Origin of the sequence: Methylobacterium sp. 10 (assembly GCF_000519085.1) — a bacterium.
In the GTDB taxonomy this organism is placed as follows: Bacteria; Pseudomonadota; Alphaproteobacteria; order Rhizobiales; family Beijerinckiaceae; genus Methylobacterium.
Genome location: NZ_KI912577.1, coordinates 1,290,608 through 1,309,843 on the forward strand (window position 1 = coordinate 1,290,608; position 19,236 = coordinate 1,309,843).

The following is a 19,236-nucleotide window of genomic DNA, read 5'->3' on the forward strand; positions in this document are numbered from 1 at the left end:
CAAGGCAGGAATACGGTGTTGGAACCGGCATCGACTTCATCACGGGGCACCACCTCCGGCGCATGAGGGGAGCGAGGCGGGCCAGGTCATGTGGAGGCCCGCGTCTCACCGCCCTCCCGCATCGTGCTTCTGTCGCCCGAACTGATCGTCCCGTCGGTCACCGCGTCGCGAACTTGATGCTGATCGCGGCCTTTGCCGTCAGGCCCGGGCTCTGCAGCAGGTTGAGGTACTGGGTGTAGCGCTTGTCGAAGGCGTTCTGCAGGATGAAGTCGGCCCGGATCCGGTCGTTGACCCGGTAGGAGGCGAAGAAATCCACGAGGCCGTAGGCTTTGGTCGCCAGGATCGTCGCGCCCTCGGGTACGGCGATGCGGCTGTCCACGAAGGTGAGGCGGCTTCCCACCGTGAGGCTGTCGTCGAGGAAACGCAGGCCGAGCGTGGCGCTGATCCGGTCCGGGGGAATGCTCAGAAGGGTCTCGCGCGTGGCCTTGTCGCGCCCCTCGGTATGGGTCGCCGCCACCGAGACGAAACCGCCGCCCCAATCGTAGGCGCCCTCCAGTTCGACGCCGGAGATTTCGGCCTGCGCCACGTTGAGGTACTGGAAGGACTGGACCGGGATGAAGCACGGGAAACGCCCGGGGCGTCCGACGCAGACCGAGGCCGGAATACCGGGAATCACGGGCACGAAATAGGTCGGGCCGACTCCGGCGATGTTGATGTAGTCGTCGATCTCGTTCTGGAAGACGTTGGCCTTGGCGCGGAAGACGTCACCGGGCCTCAGGACATCGCCGTATTTGAGGTTGATGCCGCCTTCGATAGTGTGCGCCACTTCCGGCTTCAGGGACGCATTCGGCAGGATGTTGAAGGCCGGGAAGGGATGGATGCCCTGGACCAGGGTCTCGGTGATCGACGGCGCCCGGTAGCCTTCCGCGTAGGTGCCGTAGAATTCGATCCCGGCAAAGGGCGAGACCCCCACCGTGATCTTGGGAGAGAGGCGGTCGCCGCTCGAGCTCGAGTTGCCGCCGGACAGTTCGTAATGGTCGTAGCGGAGAGCCCCGATGACCCGGAGCCAGGAGGCGTAGCGCACCTCGTCCTGGATGAAGGCGCCCGCCAGGGTCCGCTCCCCGGAGGGCGTGAAGGCGGAGCCGAAGCCGCCCGCATTGTCCGTGGTCTTGACCCGGTCGAACACCGCGTCGCCGCCGATGGTCAGGGCGTGGCTCAAGGCCCAGGTGTCGAAACGGGCCGTGTTGTGGACGTCGACGCCAAACGTCTCGATGTCGTAGTCGATCCTGTTGCCGGCCCGCACGCCGAGATTGCCGTAGAGACCGCTCGCGGTGTCGTCGAGGAAGGTCAGCGTGTTGTGCGTGCCGGTGTAGTAAGCCTTGGCGCTGACATCGATCAACGGCACGTCGGGCCGGGCGAAGCGATAGCCGAGGGTGTAGGTGTTGGCCTGGACCGCGTTGTTGAAGCGGGCGCCGGCGTTGCTGCTGCCGTTATTGGCGAAGTCGAAGTTCTGCAGGAGGGCCGTGCCGCTGATCTCGTGGCCGTCGGCGGGCCGGAGGTTGAACTTGGCCACGCCCGAGGTCAGTTCGTTGCCGGTGTCGCGCACCAGCGTGCCGAACCCGTCGCGATAGGCGTCGTTGTTGCGGTAGACGAACTGGCCGAACACATCCGCCGCGGTGCCGATGCGCGCGCCCAGCGCCGTCGAGTTCAGGAACGTCTGCCCGTTCGAGCCGAAGCCGAATTTCTGGACCGCGCCCGCCGTCTCGTCCGGCGCCAGGATGTCGTCGATGGAGCGCGTGCGGAAGGCGACCACGCCGCCGATCGCGCCGGAGCCGTAGATGGTGGAGGTGGGGCCGCGCGTGATGTCGACGCCGCCGACGAGTTCGGGATCGAGATAGAAGACGCCGTTGGCGCTGTGGCCCGAGGTCTGGAAGTTCTGGCGGGCGCCGTCCACCAGGACGTTGACGCGCCCGAAATCCTGCAGCCCGCGGATGTTGATGGCCTGGGCCGGGTCGTTCTGGTTCTCCTGCGTGGTCACGCCGGGGACGTCGCGCAGGACGTCGGAGAGACGGCTCGGCTGAAGGCGGTCGATCTGCGCGCGGGTGACGACGCTGCTCCCGGACAGGGCGTCGATGGCGGGCTCTTCGGTCTTCGTCGCGGTGACGGAGAGGGTGTCGAGGCTCACCGCCATGTCCGGTGGCCGCGCTGCGGGGAGGGCCGGCGCCGTCTGCGCGTGAGCGGCGCTCATCGCGATGAGCGAGACGCCGACGAGGGCGCCGGCGCGATGGGGGGTGAGGAGGCGACGGGGAGGCATGACCGGTTCCGCGAGACAGTAAAGACAGCGCTGGGAGGTTGGCTGGCTCCCTGTGCTGATGCTGCTCCATGACTGTGCGGTCAACGCCGTTTCATTGTGTATAGATTGGCGTATATCTAAGGAGTATCTGAGTTTGTCTGGAGGTGTTCCAGTTCAATATTGTAATCCCGTGGGATGTTGCCGCCCGGTCACAGGCGGCGCGGGAGAATGAAGGGCCGGCCGCCTTCGGGAACCCGCCCGACCGGCCAGCTCACCTGGAAGATGTCGGCGATCAGGTCGTCGCGCAGGATCGCCGCCGGGGTCCCGCGTGCCACGAGGCGGCCAGCGGAGAGCACCAGCAGGGTGTCGGCATAGGCGGCCGCGAGATTGAGATCGTGCAGGATCGCCACCACGCCGACGCCCCGGCCCCGCAGCCCATCCACGGCCTCCAGGATCGCGCTCTGATGGCGCAGATCGAGGCTCGCGGTCGGTTCATCGAGGAACAGGACCTGCCCGGTGGCGATGGTGCGGCCGGCGGCGAGCTGGCACAGCACGCGCGCGAACTGGACCCGGGCCTGCTCACCGCCCGAGAGGCTCTGATAGGCACGGCCCGCGAGATGCAGGATGTCGGCCCGGCCGAGGGCGTCGGCGAGGATCGCCTCGCGGTCGCGCCGGGTGAGGCCACGGCCGATCCCGTCGAGGCCGATGCGGGCGACGTCCGAGACCGAGAAGGGAAACGCGAGCCGCGTGGTTTGCGGCAGCACCGCGCGCAGGGCCGCGAGCCGCCAGGGCGGGATTGTCGCGATGGACGTCCCGCCATAGGCCAGCGTGCCTGCGGTGGGGGCGAGCTCGCCGCAGAGGAGGCGCAGCAGGGTGGATTTGCCCGCGCCGTTCGGGCCGATGATCACCTGCAGCGATCCCGGCTCTACCGTGAGCGAAACGCCCTCCACGAGACTGCGCCCGCCCGTGGTGAAGGCGAGGTCGGACGCGGTGAGCAGGGGCGCCGCCTCAGACATCGAGGGTCCGGGTCCGCGCCAGCAGGAGCCACAGGAAGACGGGAGCGCCGACGAGCGCCGTGACGATCCCGATCGGCAGTTCGGCCGGCGCCACCACGAGACGCGCCGCCACGTCGGCCAGGACGAGGAGCGCGCCGCCGAGGAGGGCCGAGGCCGGCAGGAGCCGCCGGTGCTCGGGGCCGATCATCAGCCGCAGGGTATGGGGCACCACGAGGCCGACGAAGCCGATCACCCCGGCGGCCGCCACGCCGGCACCGACGGCGATGGCGACGAGCAGGATCGCCGCCCGCTTGAGCCGCTCCACCGGGATGCCGAGATGGAACGCCTCCGCCTCCCCGAGGACCAGGGCGTTGAGCCCGCGCCCGAGGAAGGGCACGGCGATCAGCACCGGCAGAATCGCCGGAGCGGTGGCCGCCACCTTGGTCCAGGTCGATCCCCCGAGGCTGCCCAGGGACCAGAAGGTGAGGTCGCGCAGCTGCCGGTCGTCGCTGGCATAGACGAGGAGCCCGGTCATCGCACCGCTCAGCGCTCCGAGCGCGATGCCGGCGAGCAGCATCGTCGCGACGGAGGTCCGGCCCGAACGCGTGGCGACGAGGTAGAGGCCGAGCGTCGCGGTGAGCCCCCCGCAGAAGGCCGCCGCCGGCAGCACCGCGTAGGGAAGCGGCCCCGGCAGGCTAAAGGCCACGAGGAGCCGGTCGCCGAGGACGATGATCGCGGCCGCCGCGAGACCCGCCCCGGCGGAGACGCCGACCAGGGCCGGATCGGCCAGGGGATTGCGGAAGAGCCCCTGCATCAGCGCCCCGGAGACCGCGAGGCCCGCCCCCACCATCAGGCCGAGCAAGGTGCGCGGCAGGCGGATGTTGAGGATGACGAGGCTGTCGCGGGCGAGGGTCGGATCCGCCCCGCCCTGCATCAGTACGTCGAGGATCCGCGACGGCGCGATGGGGATCGCCCCGACGCCGACGGAGAGGAGGCTGACGGCGAGGACGAGAACGACCAGGCCTGAGAAGACCGCGATGTCCCGGCGGCGCGGGTCGGCGAGCCTGTCCCCGCCAAGGTGATCAGCCACGGATGAGGTCGGGGTAGATCGCCCGTATCAGGTCCCGCGCGGCATCCGGGGTGCGCGGGCCGAAGCCGAGGAGATAGAGGCCGTCCATGGCCACGAGGGCGTGCCTGGCCGCCGCCGGCACCTGGCCGAGGGCGGTACCGGGGGCGAAGGTCGTCTCCGGGTTCGGGGCGTCGGCGCCGTTCTGCATCATCACCACGGCGTCGGGCGCGGCGGCGATGATGGCCTCGTCGGTCATCGGCTTGAATCCCTCGATGCCGGTCGCGGCGTTCTCCACCCCCGCCAGGGCCAGGATGCCGTCCGCCGTGCTGTTGCGGCCCCCGACCATGACGCGGCCGTTGGCCACCGACAGCACGACGAGCGCCCTGGCCGGACGGGTGATGCGGGCGCGCTGCTCGCTCAGCCCGGCGAACTGCGCGCGCACATCCCCGGCCAGGGCGGCGGCCTCCCGGTCGAGGCCGGCGAGGCGTCCCACCGTGGCGATCTTGTCGAGGACACCCTCGGGGGTCGGCGGCTCCTTGACGATGGAGACCGGCACCCCGGCCTCGCGCACGAGGGTGAGCACGTCGGCGGGGCCGGCCCCTTCGGCCGCGATGACGAGGTCGGGGCCGGCCGAGAGCAGGCCCTCCGCCGACAGAGCGCGCAGATAGCCGACATTCGGCTTCTCGCGCAGAACCTGCGCCGGGTAGATGCTGGTGGTGTCGACCACCACGATCCGGCTCGCGGCCCAGAGCCTGTAGAGGATCTCGGTGACGGCGCCGCCCAGCGAGGCGATGCGCGCGGCCGGCCCCGCCGCCCGCGCCAGTCCCCCGAGGGTGGCAAGGCCGAGCCCGCCGGCCAGAATCGCGCGGCGGGACGGGTGAGGAGGAGAACGGCGATGCGTCATCTGGTCGGGATCACCCTGTCGTTGGCGGCCGCCCGGAGCCGGTCGCACGCCGGCATGGACCGAGGACCACCTCCCGGCGACCGTCCGTCGGCGGCATGACCTCGACCGGGACACCCGTATCCTGCCGCCATCATGCGATAGTCTGAGAAGAGTGCCCGCTGGCGCAGTCCAACGCAATATTTAAAAAATTATCACTTTTGAATTATTATAGTCTATTCTTGCCGTTGCTGCGCCGGAGGCTTCGCGAACGCCGCCCCCCGATCGGGCCGGCTCTACCGACGCGGCCTCTGCATTTTCACCACCGTGCTCTTGGGGCGGCCGATCGGCTTCAGGGGAGCCTTGGCCTCCAGGGCGGCGCGGGCGAGGTCCTGGGGGCGTGCCGCCCCGTTCGCGATCCGCATCAGGGCCTCGGCCATCTCCTCGATGGTCTGGGCCGCCTCGCCCTCCAGCGTCTCTTCCGCCCGGATGCCGGGAAGTTCGGGCGCGATCTCCTCGGCGGCCTCCCGCAACTGTTCGATGAGCTCGGCCGGGGAGTAGCGGGAGGGGGGTGCATATGCCATCGGGCGACCATGGCAGCAGCCGGGAGCCTCGACAACCGGGCTGCCGGATCCGTCACATTCAATCTTCCAAGCCGCCTACCTCACCCTGAGGTTCCCTTTGCTCGAGCAAAGGGCTTTGAGGGAGCCCTCCAGTCGTCACGCGATCCCTGGAGGGCTTCTTCGAGGCCGCTCCACGGCACCTCAAGATGAGGGAAAGCCTTGGACAAACAACGCGATCAGCGTCTCAGGGCGGTGCGCCTCACCCGACCGCTCGGCCGCCTCCCCGCGCGGTGGCCGTGCCGAACCGTGGAGGACACGCGGTCGGCCGGGAAAAAGTTCGATTCGATGCGGCGGCTTTAAGCGAACCTTTCCCCTGTTCTGCCTTCTCGGTGATAGGAGACGTCGCACTGCGGGGGGGCGATCACCGGTGACCATACGGCCTCAACCATACCACGACGGCTCCGCGACGGACGCGTCCCTCCCCGGGGGCGATTCCGGCCATGGGCGGCTGAGCCTGAAGGGGCAGGGCGTCGTGAACCTCGCTCTGGCCAAGGGAGAGGGCGCTCCCGTCGACGATCTCCTCGCCGCCTCCGAGGCCCCGGCGAGCCAGATGGCGCTGCCGCTCTGGCTGCTGCTGGTGGGCCGGGAGGCGGTCCACAGGCGCTGGGGCCTCGTGACGGGGGCGGGTCTCGTCTGGACGGGGTTCGGCGCCGCGCTGGTGATCGACGCCCTCGACGGGGCCACGCACATTCCCGACCGCTGGTTCGGCCTCCTCCTCGTGGTCGAGGCGGTGGGCGCGTTCCTGCGCGGCCTCGTCGCCACCGGCGCCGCGCGCCGGTTGCGCCTCCTCAAGGGGGCGCTCCTCCTCGTGGTGGCGGTGCTGACGATGCTGGCCTCGTCCTCAAGCACGTTCCTCCTCGCCATGCTGTTCGGGGCGGCCTTCCTGTTCGACGGCCTGTCGCGCTTCGCGCTCTCCTATGTGCTCCGCTTTCCGGGCTGGCGCCTGTCGGCGGCGCATGGGGCCCTGGGCGTGGCGCTGGGCATCATCACCCTGCAGCCCTGGCCGACCTGGTATGCCGGCACGGTGGGGTTCTGCATCGGCGCCTTCCTGATGCTGGCGGGAATCAAGGTGGCGATCCTCGGGCTGCGGTTGCGGCGCCCTCCGGCGGCCTCCGAACCGGCCGCCGCCGGGGCCGGCACGGACGCGCTCACCGTCTATGTCTGGACGCCGACGGGAACGGCGTCGATCCCGGCCCGGCAGCGCCTGGTCCATCGCTACGTCATCTCCGTGAACGGGTCCGGCCACGTCTCCACCGGCCACGCGGCCCTGGAACTGGGGGAGGGGGGCGGCAAGGGCGGCGGCGAGGGGGCGCTCTATGTGAGCCATTACCCCGCCGTGGAGATCGACCGCTCCCCCGACAACCTGCGCGCCACCCTGCGGGCCGGCCCGGAGAACAACGTGCCGGGCCGCTTCCTGCCGAGCTACCGCGAGGAGGCGGACGATTGGTGCGAGGCCACCGTCACGGTCACCCTCCACGGCATCGACGGGGCGGGCCTGACGCGCTTCTGGGCCGAGTATCGCCGCGACGCGACCTACAATCTCGTGGGCCGGAACTGCTCCACGGCGGTCGCCCGTGCCCTCGACGCCGCCGTGGAGGGCGCGTTCAGCCGGGCCGGCAAGCCGTGGCGCAGGCTCGCCCAGGCGGCCATGAGCCCGGAATTCTGGGCGGCCGCCCTCCTGCGCAACGGGGCCGGCGCGATGACGTGGACGCCGGGTCTCGTGCTCGATTACTCGCGGGCGCTCAGCGCCCTCATCGATCCCGTCTCGCCGGTCCCGGCCATCAGCTGGGACGGCGTGAGGCGGCGGCTCCTGCGCAACTGGCGGGCCGAGGCGGTGGCGCGGATGCGGAGCCTCGCCCGGCGGCGGTCTCCGGCCGCGTAGGCGGTAGGACGGCAGCGGGTCGGTCTGAAATCCGATGGGGACGACCCGACCTTGGAGCGTTGGGGCGACCGTGGCATGATGGGAAATGCAGATCCCCACGTTACCCAACCACAGCGTCGCCGTTTCAGCATGCCGGAGCGACAAGACCCGCTTTCGCTGGTCGGTGACGACGGCCGGGTTCCATGCCTGCCGTTCGACGACCTCCTATTCGTCCGCCGCCATGGCACTGGCCGCCGGCATTTCCCACGCCCACGTCCTGGCGGAGCCGTATCGGATCAGGGCGCGGATCAACGATGGCGGGTGGATTTAATCGGCGCTCCCGCGTTTTTCCGGGATGTCGTTGATCTCGTGGTCAAAACCTGACGGATGGTGCCCGCCCTGAGCGTCCGCGATGGGCGGATAGCGGACCCTGCGCAGTTGGTCATGATCGCCCCTATGACCGACTGGATCCAGCACTTCCGCACGGCGGCTTGTGGGTTGGCCGTGGCACATGTCTGGCGTGGGCATGGCTCGGCGCTGTTCGTAGAGTTTGGCGCGCTGACATCAACCACGCGCCGCAACGGCTTCCCCGGTCAGCCAGAGGGCGAGATCGGCCTGATGATTGAGTGGAGTTGGCGAATCGAGGAGGGAAGGTCCATCGCCTGCGGTAGTTGGAGCGACGAGAACCTGTGGTCCCCGACCTTTGCGCTCCTCCTCGGCCGCACGGTCCAAGACCTCTCGATGTTTGGCCGTCTACCGGAGGTGGTTCTGTCGCTGGCAGGCGATCTGCGGCTGGCATCGTTCATGACGGCGGAAGGCGACCCGTCGTGGACGCTGTTCGACCGGCGTGGTTCTCACCCCGTCGCCATAGGCTGTCGGTCGGGAATGGTCTGCGTCGAGCTTGAGGACTGCAAAGGATGAGATGCGGACGTTATGCGTGAGGCGCGCTGGGCTCACCCACCTTGAAGGTGATCGCGACCGGGCGGGCACGGATCAGGCCGTCCCAAGGCTTAAGTTCGATCTCGATGTCCTGCGGGAACGGGCCGACCGTAATGCATGGCGGGCGATAGGAGGTTATCGAGAGTGAACGACTCTGAATGCAAGCTCGTCGATGCCATTCGAGCTATGACGAATCAGTACGTGAGCACAAAGGCATCAAAGAATTTAGCTCTCCCTGGCGCCGAAGGTAGGAGCTTCGAGGCGCGCGAGCCGGAACTAGTAAAGTTGTTGGCTGCGATGTGCTCGAAGTACCTCGAGCGGACGGACACGGGCGAGGTCGTTCTAGACAATGGGGCTATATCGGCCGGTGAGCATGCCTACGAGCAATTGGAAGCACGAGGACTGATCGTCATTGAACCGACCGGATATCGGTTCGCCCGTTGGACCGAGGCGGGAAGCAAGCTCATTGCCAACGCCGCGCGTCCTATAGTCAAAATTTGACTGTTCCGGACAATGATTCACTAAGGATAGATATATGGCTGGCAGTTGCAAGGCATGAAAAGCCTGAACATGTCTCGGGTCGCCATACCTTTATCCTGCGCGATTGCTGCAGCTGGGCTGGGGTGGGGCTGGATGATGGTCGAAGGGTTCTCTTGTGCCGTTGGAGACCCTCCCTATGAGCAGGGATGTCCTGATATCGATTTCCGGCTCGTCTGGCTCAAATCCTCAGTCTATGTTTTTGTCATACTATACGCGATCTACTACTTTGCTCTGGTGGCTTCCTACGCACTCGGTAAGGCGGCCCGCGCATTGCCGAAATCGCGTCGACAGCAGAGCACCCCGCGTAACAAGCCAAAAGTCCGTTGAGGGTGGAGGCTGTGTGAAAACGCGTCTCGGGCTGATGCAAGCAGAAGGATTTTCTACGAAGTCCCTTGAAGGTCGCTATCGCAGCCATCCGAGCTGATGTTTTTCAGTCTGTCATGGAAGATTGCACTCTGGCGTGGCGAAGTGCCGACGTTTTTACACAGCCTGGGTGGTTTGCAGATTATTGCCTTCCGGTCCGAAGTGGACGTTCCGCCTTCGACCTTCAGCAAACTATCGCGTTGGATCTCCTCCTTTCAATCATGGCTCTCATTGTCGACTAAGGTCTGCTCCCGATTGCGTGTGCCAAGCCATGATTTTACCCGTAGATACTGGAGGTTGGCCATGATGAGAGCGGGGTTGTCCGTGGCGTGATGAAGGGAGCCGATACGTAATTGGCCGTCGATCCACCCCGACGAGGCGACAACACTCTCAACCAGTACCGCATCCACGAAGGCGAGTGGATCACGCCAGATCGGGTCTAACGCAATCTGTGGCGAGGGCGGCCACTCAAGATGGATGTGGCTGAAATCGAGCCCAATGGTGATCTCGCCCCCATCGTCTTCAATCAAAAGGCCATTAGATAGGTCGGAGCCGGGCGGTGCTGGCACGGTGAGCACGATTCCTGTCCGAGGGTCGGATTGCGCTGGACAAAGCGAGATATGACGCCACTGCGGATGTTGCTTTAGGAGGGCATCGAAGAAGGGCGTATGCAACTCAGGTTTCATGTCCCTGCTCACCCTTGATGTCTGCTGAGGATCCTAAGCTGCAAACGCAGGATGCTCAATGAGGAAGGCTCATAAGCGGTCATGCGCAACATGAACGTCAAACTGAACCGGAACGGTCTGCAGCGGTGGCAAGTCTTTCAGAGCTTCAATACGAGCTTTGTATGTCCCAGGCTCGAGCTTGTATCGAACGATTAGTTTTGAGTAATATTTCTCTGAAAACCCTTCATATAAAGGATCTTGGTATAATTCATTTAGAATCAATTCGCTGTCTTTCTCATTGAGGCGAACCAACGTCAAACGTACAGGAATCGCTAGGCCGTTATCAATTGGGCGTTTTGTTACAGTATTATAGCCGCCACTGCCGGCCAATTTTCTGACACGATCTCGATCTTTGTTGCGGCTAGGGTCATCAGGATCGCCTACCGTAAAATACATATTTAGATAAAATGAATGGCGGGCAGCGTTCCAGACTTTGAATTTCAATTCAGATTCAGAAGACTTAATCCCCGCCTGGAAAGGAATTTGTTGATGATCGAATTCATTCGCATGCGTCAACATGCAAATACATGCTAACGGCCCGAGATGCGCGATCAATGTGTATAATATTAGTCGCTTCGTACTCAACTTCACGCCTCTGTAATGATTTTAAATAATAGCTATTCATCGTTGAACATCAATCTAATTTCAAATCGCGGCCTGCCATGAGATGTCATTACCGGAGGCGACAAGGGTTCAGCAGTCGGGCATCATGTAGATATCCATTAATTAGACGACCGGCAACTATGCGGAACTTGGTGTTCCTTCCTGTAAGGGCTGGACCCAGCGCCAAGTAGAGCGATGCATTCCTCGCGCTCGGTTGGAGTGTGAAGCCGGCCTCCCTGTGAGTACAAATATCCAAGAAACTCCCATTCCTTATTATCTGTCTTCCTCTGTTCGTCTTCTAGGACTATCCGAGGTCCAAATTTACTCATCACGTCTATGATCACGCTTTCACCCCCTCCTCCAATTCCGATTAGCCAATCTTCGGGTGTTCGGTAGAGAGCAAGGTCATTGGCCGGCCCCCAATCGGCCCACAGTTTCGCCGATGTCGATCCGTGCGGAGTATCGACACGTAGGACGAAAGGCTGCGGTTCTAAGAACCCAACCCAGGACTGGGATCGAGCAACAGCATTACCCATTGGGAGCTTTACGACAGCTTCCGCTGCTGGCCAAAACGATGAGCAAAACCAAATAAAAATCCATAGAAAACCCCCCGTTATAAACACGGCAGGAAGACAGCTTATCTTTTTCATTACCACTATACTCGTACCCGCGGGGGCTCTTGGCTTCTGTCTGTGGTCAGCACGAAAGCCGCCGCATAATCGTATTCCAATGTTTGGCGATGCTATATGCGACACCGGACTTGGCCCAAAGGCCGGCACAGTCGTCATCCCGACTTCACCTCTCGCCCGTCCCCGTGAGGACGACCTTGCGGGGCCAGGCGCGCCCGATCTCAATCCCTGCAAGCCATGGGATGCCTACGCGGTGGTAGCGGCCGGAGCCTCGACCGCGCTGGAGCGGAAGGTCGTACCATCCATCCACATCCGGTACGTCACCACCGCCATCTTGTGGGCCAGCGCCACCGTTGCGCGCTTGTTGCCATGGCGATGCGCCGCCAGCCCAGGCAACTTCTTAATGCGGTGCCGCATCACGTGATGACGGAGAGCGCTGCGTGGTCCCGCCGCCCGGCCCGTCGCGTCAATGCACCGGGCGTGACGCCGCGAGCGCGCGGGAGAGAGCCAGCATCACGGCGAGGGTGTCCGCCTCGTCCTGCTCGGCGCCGTGATCGCTGAGCTTGACGATCACCGTGCCGGTGTCGCGGTTGACGTAGACATATTGCCCGTAGACGCCGATGGCGGAGATGTCGTCGTCGCCCTCCGGCACGTGCCACCATTGCGCCGAGTAGGGCCAGCCGTCGACGTCCCGGCGGGCCGGGGTCTCGATCCGCTCGATCCAGCGCGGCGGAACGATGCCGGTGCCGCCGACGCGGCCATGGTCGGCCACCACCAGCCCCAGGCGGATGAAATCCCGGGCCACGGCGTTGATGCAGCAGAACGCCTTCTCCGTCCCTCCCGGCCGGTCGAGATTCCAGGTCGCGTTCGCCTGCGCGCCCATGGGCTTCCAGATTTTTTCCGAAAGGAGGTCGGCCAGGGGCTTCTTCTCGACCTCCGCGAGGATCAGGCCGAGGATCTCGGTGTCGATGCTGCGGTATTGGCCCGTGCTGCCGGGCTTCGAGGACAGGGTGGCGTGGTCGCGCACGAAGGCCCGTATGTCGCGGGTGAGGTACATGCCGGCTGTGCCCGTGAGCGGGTCCCACGGGTCGTAATTCTCCGGCACCGCGAGTCCGCTCGTCATGTCGAGGAGGTCGCGGACGGTGATGCGGCCGAAGGCAGGCTCGTCCCGCAGATACGGCAGCAGGGTCGCCACATGGTCGGTCTCGGTGAGTTTCCCCTCGGCGATGGTCTGTCCGACCAGCAGCGAGACCACCGATTTCGCCACCGACCAGGACGGGAACAGCGTCGCCGGCCCTGAGCCGGGGCGATACCATTCATGGATGAGGACGCCGTCCTGGGTCACCAGCAGGGCGTTGGTATGGGTTGCCTCCAGCATCTCCGCGAGAGGAACGCTGCGTCCCTTCCAGGAAACTTTGGGTGGGATCGCGCGGGGCCGGACGGGCAGGGCGCGGGGCGAGGGCGCCGCCGCCACCACCCGGCTCGCGAACCACGTGCCCACGGAGGAGGGTTCGATGATCGCGAGGGCGGCCAGGGTGATCGGGTTCGGCACGCCGAGCAGCGGCCCGATGGCGGCAGCCAGCCCGCCCAGCACCAGGGCGCCGATCAGCGCCCCGGCCAGCCGGGGGCGGCGAAAGCGGGGCCGGAGGCGGGCAAGTCTCGACATCGCCGCTCAGTGAGGCGCGGTCTGGCCCGAGGCGAGAATCGTCACGCCGACGGCGATCACCGCGATCCCGATCATCATCGGCAGGGTGATCGGCTCCTGGAACAGCAGCGCGCCGCCGACCGCCGCGCCGACCATGCCCACTCCGGCCCAGATCGCGTAGACGATTCCGATCGGCAGCATGTTCATGCTGTTCGACATCAGCCAGAACGCCGTGCCGTAGCCCAGCACCACGATGATCGTCGGCACCGGCTTGGTGAGGCCGTCGGCCGCCTTGAGGGCGAGGGTCGCCGTCACTTCGGCGCCGATGGCCAGGGCGAGGAGGAGGTAGGGGTTCATGCGTGGGTCGTCCGTGCGGTCGGCGGGCTGAAGGCGGGTCGGGCGGCCATCCGCATGGCGATGTCCGCGCCGTGTCCGGGGCCGGGGGGGAAATCCACCGGTACGGCTCGGGTCTTCCAAAAGCACGAGGGCCGTTAATGTCCCGTGTGGATGGCGCTTGAAAGGCGGCCCGATGGCGGTCGAAACCGGGGCCGCGTGGCGGTGCCGATCTGCCGATCTGGCGCGGTCGGTCCGGGCGCGCGCGCCGAATTCGAGGTCCGCCCGTCGATGCCGTCTTGCCCTGATCGGGGTCTCACGGCACAGATCGGGCATCGACCGTGCGAGATTCTCTTCGTCCGCCCGGAGCCGGCGAGTCCGCGGGGGCCTCCCGGCACGATCATCGGCACCACCGAGGCCCTTCACCTCTCTATGTCCCTCTCCCCGCGACGGAATTCGACACCATGCGCTCGACCCTGACCGCCTTTCTCCTCATCGCTTTCACGGGTGCCGCCCTCGCGCAGCAGGTGAACGAGCCGCCGATCCAGAGCCCGCAGGACGCCGCCTGCCGGGAGCAGGCCAGGGCGCAGGTGTTCAGCGCCGCCAACCCGAGCAATCTCAGCCTCTACGACCTCGGCTCGCAGATCTATCACGCCTGCATGGCCAGCTATCACACCACCGGCCCGAACCCGGACCGCAAGGATCGCCGCTTCTGAGGGTAGCCAAGCCCTTCCGCCTCAACGATAATCGGTGGGCGTCAGGCCGTGCCGGGCGATCTTGTCGTAGAGGGTCTTGCGCGGCGTGCCGAGGGATTCGGCGGCGATGCGGACGTCCCCGCCGGCCATGATCAGCTCCTCGCGGATCAGGCCCCGCTCGAACCGGTCGACCTGTTCGGCCAGGGTTCCGGCGGTGGCGGCCTCGGGCGGCGAGACCTCGTGCTGCCCGAGGCCCAGGGCGTGACGCTCGGCGAAATGGCCGAGTTCGCGCACGTTGCCGGGCCAGTCGTGCCGCCGCAGGTGCTCCCGCACGGCCGGTGTGATCGGCGCTGGCTCGCGGCCGAAGCGCGTCGCCGCGCGGGTCAGGAACTCCTGGAACAGCAGCATCACGTCCTCGCGCCGGTCGCGCAGGGGCGGGATCGCGATCGTGATGACGTTGAGGCGGTGGTAGAGGTCGTCGCGGAAGGTGCCCTGCGCTGCCGCCTGGCCGAGATCGACCTTGGTCGCGGCCACCACGCGCATGTCGATGGGACGGATCTCGTTGGTGCCCAGCGGCTCCACCGCCCGTTCCTGCAGAACGCGCAGGAGCTTGACCTGGAGACCGAGCGGCATGCTCTCGATCTCGTCGAGGAACAGCGTGCCCCCCTGCGCGTGCTCGATCCGGCCGACGCGGCGCTTGAGGGCTCCGGTGAAGGCGCCCGCCTCGTGGCCGAAGAGCTCGCTCTCGACGACGCTGTCGGGCAGCGCCCCGCAATTCATGGCGACGAAGTTCCGGCCGACCCGGCGGCTCCAGCGGTGCAGGGCGCTCGCCACAACCTCCTTGCCCGATCCGGTCTCGCCGAAGACGAGCACGTCCACATCGGCCTGGGCGACCTCGCGCACGAGGCGGCGCAGGCGTACCATTTCCGGAGAGATGCCGAGGAAGGCCGGGTCCTCCTCCACCGCCGCTTCCAGCCGGGCGCGCAGGGTGCGGTTCTCGAGGACGAGCCGGCGCCGCTCCAGGGCGCGGCGCGCCGAGGCGACGAGGGATTCGGCCGGATAGGGCTTGGCCAGGAAGTCGTAGGCCCCGTCGCGCATGGCGCCCACCGCCATGCGGATGTCGCCGTGGCCGGTGATCAGGATGACCGGCAGTTCCGGATCGATCGCCTTGATCCGCCCGAACAGGGCGATCCCGTCGAGATCGGGCAGGCGCACGTCCGTGACGACGAGGCCCGGCGGGTCGGCGAGGATGGCGTCCAGCGCCGGTTCGGCGGCCCCGAAGGTCTCCACCGTGAACCCGTCGAGTTCCAGGCTCTGGCGGTTGGCGCGGCAGACATCCGCTTCGTCGTCGATGAAGACGACCCGTTCTGCCGACCCGCCCGCACCCTCTTCAACGCTCACGGGGCCGTCTCCACAGGGGCTTTCGCCAGTTCCATCCGAAACACCGCGCCGCCGGCCGGATCATCCAGGGCGTTCAGGCTGCCGCCGCAATCCTCGACGATTCCGCGCGCGATGGCGAGCCCGAGCCCGAGCCCGTCGGATTTGGTGGTGAAGAACGCGTCGAAAACCTGCGCCCGAATGGTCTCGGGTAGGCCCGGCCCGGTATCGCGGACCTCGATGGCCACGCGATTCTCGGGGACGTCCCGCACCAGGACGGAGACCCGTGGATCGGTGCTCCCCGCCGCCGCGTCGAGGGCGTTCTGGAGCAGGTTCACCACGACCTGTTCGAGGCGCGGACCGTCGCCGAGCACACGCAAGCTCGGCGCCGGCCTCTCTGCCGAGACCGCAATGCGGGCCGCCTGCGCCCGTGCCTCCACTAGTTCCAGGCTGTTGGCGAGGATGTCGGCCAGGGCTACGGGCTCGCGCCGGGGCGACGAGCGCCGGGCAAATCCCTTGAGCTGCCGCGTTAGTCCGCCGATGCGGTCGGTGAGGCGGCCGATGGCGAAGGCGTTCTCCGCCGCCTCCTCGCCCCGGCCCCGCCGGACCAGGATCGCCGCATTGTCGGCGTAGGAGCGGATGGCGGCCAGCGGCTGGTTGATCTCATGCGCCATGCTTGCGGCGAACTGGCCCAATGCCGCGAGCCGACCGGCCTGCGCGAGTTCGCGGCCGAGACGCTCCCGCTCGGCTTCCGCCTGCCGTCGCTCCTCCTCTGCCCTCTGTCGCTCTTCGATCTCCAGCCGAAGCATCCTGTTGGCGTCGGTGAGCTCCAGCGTTCGCTCGCGGACGCTCTCCTCCAACTCCTCCCGGCGCGCCGCGGCTTGAGCCAGGTGCTGGCGGGTCCGCCGGCGACGGCCAGCCAGGGTCGCGATCCCGATGCAGGCGAGACCGGTGCCCAGGGCGGCGATGATCCAGGCCTGCACCCGCTCGCGATCCACGGCCGAGCCCACGGGCGTCAGGGTATGGAGTCGCCAGTCGGTGCCCGGAATGGGGGCGTCCAGGGCCAGGGCGATCCGCGCCGGCCGCGATCCCTGGCCGACGCGGACGAGGTCCTGCATCCTCCCAACGGGATGGAGCGGGAGCGCCGAGAGCGGCGCCTCGCCGAATTCCAACGCTGCGCGGATGCGCTTTCGCTCGTCGTCGCCGACCTCGCGCAGGGTGGCGAAGCTCCAGGCGGGATCGCTCGCCACGAGGACGATGCCCCTCGCATCGGCCACGAACACTCCGTCTCCCGATTGCCGCCACGCGGCCTCGACCCCATCGAACTCGATCTTCACCACGACGACGCCGCCGGCTTCGCCGATCCGTCGCGACAGGTAGAGCCCCGCCCGGCCGCTCACCGTGCCCAAGGCGAATTGCGATCCGGCGCCATCGGCCATGGCCTGCCGGAAATAGGGTCTGAACGCGTAGTCCCTGCCGACGAAGCTACGCTCGGCCTCCGCATTGCTCGCGGCCACGGTGATGCCGTCGGGGCGAATGACATAGATAACCGCCGAGCCCGTGGCGGTCGCCACCTGGGCGAGACGCTTGTTCACTTGCTCGACCATGGCCGGCGTCGGCGCCGGCCCCGCCACGGCGGCGATCTCCGGGTCCGCCGCGAGGGCCAGGGGGAGCGAGGCCTGTTTCTGCATCTCGGACCGCAAGGCGCCGACCTGCAGAGCCAGGGTCGACTGCGCCGTGCGGCGCAGGTCGGCCAGCGCCCATCGTTCGGCTGCCCGCCCGGCCAGCCACCCCGCGACCAATACCAGGACGAGGCTGGCGGCGAGGACGAGGCTCCGTCGCGACCGTTTCAGGACTCCGCGATCGGTTCCCTCGCGAGGCGGGACATTCGAATTCAATGGGCGTGCTCCAGTGCGAAATCCCGGACGGCATTTCGCGACCGTGTGCGGAAATTCGCATTCGACGTGACGAAGAGATCGGCAGCCATCTGAAAAATATGTCTCAAATCAACGCTTTAACGAATTATTTCGGGAGTTCCTGATCTGGCACGGCGGTTGCCATTCTCAAACCGAAACACAGCCCTGCGTTCATCGCAGGGCTGTGAGCCGAAGGGATCCAACCCCGGACGCCAAGACCAAGAGACGACGAGGCCCGGACACCCCGGCGCATCGATCCGAACCGATTGATTCCCAAGGGAGAAACCCGCCATGGTCGCCATACCGTCACCGCTCACCGCGCCGCATGCGCCGGCAAAGCCGAAGCCCCTCTATCGCACGCTGTATTTCCAGGTGCTCGTCGCCGTAGCGATCGGCATCACCCTCGGCCATTTCTACCCGCAGGTCGGCGCGGACATGAAGCCGCTCGGCGATGCCTTCATCAAGCTCGTCAAGATGATCATCGCGCCGGTGATCTTCCTCACCGTCGTCTCCGGCATCGCCGGCATGACCAATCTCGAGAAGGTCGGCCGCGTCGGCGGCAAGGCACTGATCTATTTCCTCACTTTCTCGACGCTGGCCCTGATCGTCGGGCTGATCGTGGCGAACCTCGTCCAGCCGGGCGCTGGCATGCACATCGATCCGAAGTCCCTCGATCCGAAGTCGATCGCAATGTACGCCGACAAGGCGAAGACGCAGTCGATCACCGACTTCCTCATGAACATCATCCCGACCACGGCGGTGGGCGCCTTCTCGGGCGGCGAGATCCTTCAGGTCCTGTTCTTCTCGGTGCTGTTCGGCTTCGGTCTCGCGTTCCTGGGCGATCGCGGCAAGCCGGTCCTCGACATCATCAAAGTGCTCTCGGAAGCCATCTTCGGCGTCGTCAACATTATCATGAAGGTCGCTCCCATCGGTGCCTTCGGCGCCATGGCCTTCACCATCGGCAAGTACGGTATCGCCTCGCTCGCCAACCTCGCCTACCTCGTCGGCGCCTTCTACCTGACCTCGGCGATCTTCGTGCTCGGCGTCCTCGGTCTGGTCGCTCGCTACAACGGCTTCTCGATCATCAAGCTCATCCGCTACATCAAGGAGGAGCTGATGCTCGTCCTCGGTACCTCGTCCTCCGAGTCGGCCCTGCCCTCGCTGCTGGAGAAGATGGAGCGCGCCGGCTGCTCGAAGCCCGTCGTCGGCCTCGTGGTCCCCACCGGCTACTCGTTCAACCTCGACGGCACCAACATCTACATGACCATGGCGGCGCTCTTCATCGCCCAGGCGACGGACACCCCGCTGACCTACGGCGAGCAGGGCCTGCTTCTCCTGGTGGCGATGCTGTCTTCGAAGGGTGCTGCGGGCGTCACCGGTTCTGGCTTCATCACCCTCGCCGCGACCCTCGCGGTGGTCCCCTCGGTGCCCGTCGTCGGCATGGCGCTGATCCTCGGCGTCGACCGGTTCATGTCCGAGTGCCGCGCGCTCACCAACTTCATCGGCAACGCGGTCGCCTGCATCGTCGTCGCCCGCTGGGAAGGTGAGGTCGACGACGTCAGGCTCGCGGCCGCCCTCGGTGGCAACCCGATGCCTCTGGCGAGCGAGATGCCGGTCTTCCAACCGGCTCTCCAGCCGGCCGAGTAAAGGACCCCCGATCACGGCCCGGCGGAGGAGCAAACCCTGTCCCAGGCCAATGCGGGACGCAAGGACGTAGCGGCGCCGTCATGGATCATTGGATCGATGACGG

17 protein-coding genes and 1 pseudogene are annotated in these 19,236 nt (G+C 66.5%); 6 read left to right on the forward strand and 12 right to left on the reverse strand.

Annotation, left to right across the window (positions count from 1 at the left end):
- Positions 1–157: 157 nt before the first annotated feature.
- The 5 genes from K368_RS0105880 to K368_RS0105900 form a co-directional block, all read right to left on the reverse strand.
- Positions 158–2,314 carry a TonB-dependent hemoglobin/transferrin/lactoferrin family receptor gene (locus tag K368_RS0105880; protein ID WP_027171590.1) on the reverse strand — a complete coding sequence of 719 codons (2,157 nt, stop codon included), beginning with the start codon at positions 2,312–2,314 and terminating at the stop codon, positions 158–160.
- 188 nt (positions 2,315–2,502) lie between these two features.
- On the reverse strand, positions 2,503–3,309 hold the full coding sequence (locus tag K368_RS0105885) for a heme ABC transporter ATP-binding protein (RefSeq protein ID WP_027171591.1): 807 nt from the start codon (positions 3,307–3,309) through the stop codon (positions 2,503–2,505).
- Positions 3,302–4,378, reverse strand: a complete 1,077-nt coding sequence (locus tag K368_RS0105890; RefSeq protein WP_027171592.1) for an iron ABC transporter permease — start codon at positions 4,376–4,378, stop codon at positions 3,302–3,304. The genes K368_RS0105885 and K368_RS0105890 overlap by 8 nt, the downstream gene beginning before the upstream one ends.
- Complete coding sequence (locus tag K368_RS0105895) at positions 4,371–5,261, reverse strand: ABC transporter substrate-binding protein (protein ID WP_027171593.1); 891 nt, start codon at positions 5,259–5,261, stop codon at positions 4,371–4,373. Before K368_RS0105895 ends, K368_RS0105890 begins: the two co-directional genes overlap by 8 nt.
- Before the next feature lie 272 nt (positions 5,262–5,533).
- On the reverse strand, positions 5,534–5,821 hold the full coding sequence (locus tag K368_RS0105900) for a hypothetical protein (protein WP_051439771.1): 288 nt from the start codon (positions 5,819–5,821) through the stop codon (positions 5,534–5,536).
- 406 nt (positions 5,822–6,227) lie between these two features.
- On the opposite strand from K368_RS0105900, the gene K368_RS0105905 reads away from it, so the two are divergent.
- The 4 genes from K368_RS0105905 to K368_RS0105920 all read left to right on the forward strand — a co-directional run bounded on the left by K368_RS0105905 (position 6,228) and on the right by K368_RS0105920 (position 9,161).
- Positions 6,228–7,742 carry a DUF4105 domain-containing protein gene (locus K368_RS0105905; RefSeq protein ID WP_245259517.1) on the forward strand — a complete coding sequence of 505 codons (1,515 nt, stop codon included), beginning with the start codon at positions 6,228–6,230 and terminating at the stop codon, positions 7,740–7,742.
- A gap of 85 nt (positions 7,743–7,827) precedes the next feature.
- The gene (locus K368_RS0105910; RefSeq protein ID WP_027171596.1) at positions 7,828–8,052 is read left to right on the forward strand and encodes a hypothetical protein; all 225 of its coding nucleotides are present in this window, start codon (positions 7,828–7,830) and stop codon (positions 8,050–8,052) included.
- A gap of 125 nt (positions 8,053–8,177) precedes the next feature.
- Positions 8,178–8,642: a hypothetical protein gene (locus K368_RS0105915; RefSeq protein ID WP_155935030.1), complete on the forward strand. Its 465-nt coding sequence runs from the start codon at positions 8,178–8,180 to the stop codon at positions 8,640–8,642.
- A 162-nt stretch (positions 8,643–8,804) separates the two neighbouring features.
- The gene (locus tag K368_RS0105920; RefSeq protein ID WP_155935032.1) at positions 8,805–9,161 is read left to right on the forward strand and encodes a hypothetical protein; all 357 of its coding nucleotides are present in this window, start codon (positions 8,805–8,807) and stop codon (positions 9,159–9,161) included.
- Positions 9,162–9,778: 617 nt separating this feature from the next.
- Here K368_RS0105920 and K368_RS0105925 read toward each other — a convergent pair.
- The 5 genes and pseudogenes from K368_RS0105925 to K368_RS0105940 form a co-directional block, all read right to left on the reverse strand.
- A complete protein-coding gene (locus tag K368_RS0105925) occupies positions 9,779–10,249 on the reverse strand; it encodes a hypothetical protein (RefSeq protein WP_155935034.1) in 471 nt (156 codons plus the stop codon).
- A gap of 69 nt (positions 10,250–10,318) precedes the next feature.
- A complete protein-coding gene (locus tag K368_RS26505) occupies positions 10,319–10,807 on the reverse strand; it encodes a DUF5625 family protein (RefSeq protein ID WP_155935035.1) in 489 nt (162 codons plus the stop codon).
- Positions 10,808–11,766: 959 nt separating this feature from the next.
- A pseudogene (locus tag K368_RS25850) lies at positions 11,767–11,943 on the reverse strand (IS110 family transposase); the annotation flags it as partial.
- A gap of 43 nt (positions 11,944–11,986) precedes the next feature.
- Positions 11,987–13,186, reverse strand: a complete 1,200-nt coding sequence (locus K368_RS0105935; RefSeq protein WP_027171600.1) for a serine hydrolase — start codon at positions 13,184–13,186, stop codon at positions 11,987–11,989.
- Positions 13,187–13,192: 6 nt separating this feature from the next.
- A complete protein-coding gene (locus K368_RS0105940; RefSeq protein WP_027171601.1) occupies positions 13,193–13,522 on the reverse strand; it encodes a multidrug efflux SMR transporter in 330 nt (109 codons plus the stop codon).
- A 440-nt stretch (positions 13,523–13,962) separates the two neighbouring features.
- On the opposite strand from K368_RS0105940, the gene K368_RS0105945 reads away from it, so the two are divergent.
- Positions 13,963–14,214, forward strand: a complete 252-nt coding sequence (locus K368_RS0105945; protein ID WP_027171602.1) for a hypothetical protein — start codon at positions 13,963–13,965, stop codon at positions 14,212–14,214.
- A gap of 21 nt (positions 14,215–14,235) precedes the next feature.
- Here K368_RS0105945 and K368_RS0105950 read toward each other — a convergent pair whose 3' ends face one another.
- Together K368_RS0105950 and K368_RS0105955 are read right to left on the reverse strand one after the other, a co-directional pair.
- On the reverse strand, positions 14,236–15,594 hold the full coding sequence (locus K368_RS0105950) for a sigma-54 dependent transcriptional regulator (RefSeq protein ID WP_027171603.1): 1,359 nt from the start codon (positions 15,592–15,594) through the stop codon (positions 14,236–14,238).
- Positions 15,591–17,468: an ATP-binding protein gene (locus K368_RS0105955; RefSeq protein ID WP_027171604.1), complete on the reverse strand. Its 1,878-nt coding sequence runs from the start codon at positions 17,466–17,468 to the stop codon at positions 15,591–15,593. Before K368_RS0105955 ends, K368_RS0105950 begins: the two co-directional genes overlap by 4 nt.
- A gap of 309 nt (positions 17,469–17,777) precedes the next feature.
- Here K368_RS0105955 and K368_RS0105965 point away from each other — a divergent pair, with 309 nt between their 5' ends.
- Positions 17,778–19,133, forward strand: a complete 1,356-nt coding sequence (locus tag K368_RS0105965; RefSeq protein WP_027171605.1) for a dicarboxylate/amino acid:cation symporter — start codon at positions 17,778–17,780, stop codon at positions 19,131–19,133.
- The last annotated feature ends 103 nt before the right edge of the window (positions 19,134–19,236 follow it).